Below are 2,789 nucleotides of genomic sequence, written 5' to 3'. Positions count from 1 at the left end.
AGGCGGTGCGGACGTGGGCGGGCGGGCTCGACCGCGCGGAGGCGGTGGAACGCCTCGCCGCCGCACGGCTGCCCGGGGCGCCCGTCAACACCGCCCATGACGTGGTGTCGGACCCGCACCTGCGCCACCGGCGAGCCCTGCGGACGCTGCGCACCCCGGACGGCGCGACGGTGACCGTGCCGGCACCGGCCCCACGCGCCGCCGGCGACCCGGACGCTCACGGCCTGGCCACAGGCGGCGCCCCGGACGCCGGTGTACTGCCCACGGCGGGCCAGCACACCGGCGAGGTCCTGCGCGAGTGGACGGCGCCGGCTCAGGAACCGGCGGCGTCGGCGAAGTAGTACCGGGCCAGCAGTTCGACGACGCAGCCGGGCTTGGCGGAGCCGTCGACGTCGATCGTCACCCGGTTGGTGACCTGGACGGCTCCGTCGTCAAGCTTGCGCAGGTCGATGAGGGTCGCGCGGGCGCGGATGCGCGCGCCGGCCCGCACCGGCGAGGGGAAGCGCACCCGGTCCAGGCCGTAGTTGATGCCCATCCGGATGCCCTCGATGGTGCGCAGCTTGTTCATGAAGTACGGCACCAGCGACGCGGTGAGGAAGCCATGGGCGATCGTCGCCCCGTACGGGCCGCCGGCGGCCCGCTCGGGGTCGACGTGGATCCACTGGTGATCCTCGGTGGCGTCGGCGAACAGGTCGATCCGCGACTGCTCGACGGTGAGCCAGTCGGTGGGGCCGATCTCCGTGCCGAGCGCGGCCTCCAGGTCGGCCGCGCTGCGGTAGATCTCCATGATCCGTTCTCCCTGCTGGTTACGGCGGATGCTCGGGTCGGCGGTACCGGCTGGCGCGTCGTACCGGGTGGCTCAGCGGGTGCTGAGCAGCATCGCGCCGCCGACCGGGCCGCCGCCGACGCCCACCGCCGCGACCTCGGGGCTGTTGCGCGCCTGCCGCTCGCCGCCCTCGCCCCAGAGCTGCACGCACGCCTCGTGCAGGAAGCCCATGCCGTGCAGCCGGCCGCCGGAGAGCTGCCCGCCGGAGGTGTTCAGCGGTAGCGGGCCGTCCAGGGCGATGCGCTCGCCACCCTCGATGAACGGCCCGACCTTGCCATGCTCGGCGAAGCCCAGCGCCTCCAGCCAGATCACGGTCAGGAAGCTGAACCCGTCGTAGAGCTGGGCGAGGTCGACGTCGGCCGGACCCAGGGTGGTGTGCTCCCACAGGGTGGCGGCCACATCGTGCGCCGCCATGGTGGTGAGGTCGACGCGCTGGTCCCAGGTGGCCCGCTCGAACATCCCGGTGCCGACCGACTCCACCGTCAGCGGGTGGCGCGGCAGCCCGGCCGCGGCGTCGCGCCGGGAGATGATGACCGCGGTCGCCCCGTCGCAGGGCACGTCGCAGTCGAACAGGCACAGTGGTTCGGAGATCATCCGGGCGCCCAGGTAGTCGTCGAGGGTCAGCGGGTCGCGGTAGATCGCGTCCGGGTTGAGCCCGGCGTTGGCGCGGGCGTTGAGCGGGATCGCGGAGAGCTGCTCGCGGGTGAGGCCGAAGTCGTGCATGTAGCGCTGGGCGGGCATGGACAGCCAGTTCGCCGCGGACAGCGCGCCGAAGGGCCCCGTGTACTCCAGGTGCCCGGACAGCGCCCCGCCGCCGAAGAGCACCGACGCCCGGCCGGCGCCGGCCTGCGCGGTCGACTCCCAGACCGAGCGGTAGACGACGACGTGGTTGGCCAGCCCCAGGGTGACGGCCATGCACGCCTCGATCGCCGGGCCGATCTGCCCGGCGGTCTCCGTCGAGGACAGGTACCAGCGGCTGCGCAGGCCGAGGGCGTTGCGGACCTCGGTGATGGTGGCACCGGAGAAACCCAGGTCCGGCACACCGGGCCCCGGGTAGCTGGCAATGCCGTCGATGTCGTCGACCGACAGGCCCGCGTCGGCGATCGCGCGGGTCACCGCCTCGATGGTCAGGTCCAGCCCGGTGCGGCCGAGGCGCCGGCCCACCTGGGACTTGCCGGCCCCGGTGATGACCGCCTTGCCGTCGAACGGCCCGCCGCTCATCGTGCACCCCCAACCGTCGCCGTGGCCGACCGGAACAGCGGCAGCCACACCGGTGAGTCATCCGGGCCGGGCTCGGCCGGCCACTGTTCGAAGAACACCTCTACCTCCAGGCCCACGCGCACCTCGTCGAGCGGGACGTCGACGATGTTGGTGATGAGGCGGACGTCCGGCTCGTCGGCGAGCTCCACCATCGCCACCACGTACGGCGGCGGGTAGCCGGGTATCCACGGCTGGCGGTTGATCGTGTAGGCGGCCACCGTCGCCCGGCCGGAGACCGGCTGCGGGCCGACGTCGGTGCTGCGGCAGCGCCAGCACACCGGGCCCGGTGGGTGGAAGAAATGTCCGCAGGCCCGACAGTGGCTGATCAGCAGCTGGCCATCGCGCCCGCCGGTCCAGAACGCCGTCGACTCGGCGGTCGGCTGCGGCAGCAGCCGCCGCTCGGGCCTCGCGTACGCAGGGGAATCCGTATCCGTCACGCCGCCTCCTCCCACGGCCCCCGACGCCGTCGCGGTGGATGGCATCGGCCGGGCCGCGCACTTGACGGACGGCGCCCTCGATGGCGCCGTCCGTAGGTCCCACAGTGGACCTCAGGGGCGGCTGGCGCCCCCACCAGCTGCACCCTAGGAGAACTTGACATTTCCGTCAAACAAAGGTCTCATGGCCGGGGTAGCGCGGCACCGGTGGCGTTCCCAGGCAGGGTAGTGGGCAGTTGACAAGAGGTTCACCTGACAGAGGTCCACCC

4 protein-coding genes are annotated in these 2,789 nt (G+C 73.0%); 1 reads left to right on the top strand and 3 read right to left on the bottom strand.

Annotation, left to right across the window (positions count from 1 at the left end; all coding sequences use genetic code 11):
* Nucleotides 1-341, top strand: a 341-nt coding sequence (locus NBZ85_RS29900) for a CoA transferase (RefSeq protein WP_261563282.1), incomplete at its 5' end; no start/stop codon positions are given.
* Here NBZ85_RS29900 and NBZ85_RS29895 read toward each other — a convergent pair.
* From NBZ85_RS29895 to NBZ85_RS29885, 3 genes are all read right to left on the bottom strand, one after another.
* Nucleotides 314-787 carry a MaoC family dehydratase gene (locus NBZ85_RS29895; protein ID WP_009738322.1) on the bottom strand — a complete coding sequence of 158 codons (474 nt, stop codon included), beginning with the start codon at nt 785-787 and terminating at the stop codon, nt 314-316. The two genes, NBZ85_RS29900 and NBZ85_RS29895, sit on opposite strands and share 28 nt — an antisense overlap.
* 72 nt (nt 788-859) lie before the next feature.
* Nucleotides 860-2,047 carry a thiolase family protein gene (locus tag NBZ85_RS29890; protein WP_261558968.1) on the bottom strand — a complete coding sequence of 396 codons (1,188 nt, stop codon included), beginning with the start codon at nt 2,045-2,047 and terminating at the stop codon, nt 860-862.
* Nucleotides 2,044-2,523 (bottom strand): Zn-ribbon domain-containing OB-fold protein, encoded by a 480-nt coding sequence (locus NBZ85_RS29885; protein ID WP_261558966.1) that lies wholly within the window; start codon nt 2,521-2,523, stop codon nt 2,044-2,046. The genes NBZ85_RS29890 and NBZ85_RS29885 overlap by 4 nt, the downstream gene beginning before the upstream one ends.
* Nucleotides 2,524-2,789: the final 266 nt, after the last annotated feature.

The sequence above is a fragment of the Frankia tisae genome, assembly GCF_025403405.1.
Classification (GTDB): Bacteria; Actinomycetota; Actinomycetes; order Frankiales; family Frankiaceae; genus Frankia; species Frankia tisai.
Note: the sequence above shows the minus strand (reverse complement) of the source record. Positions and strands in the feature narration are given on the sequence as shown.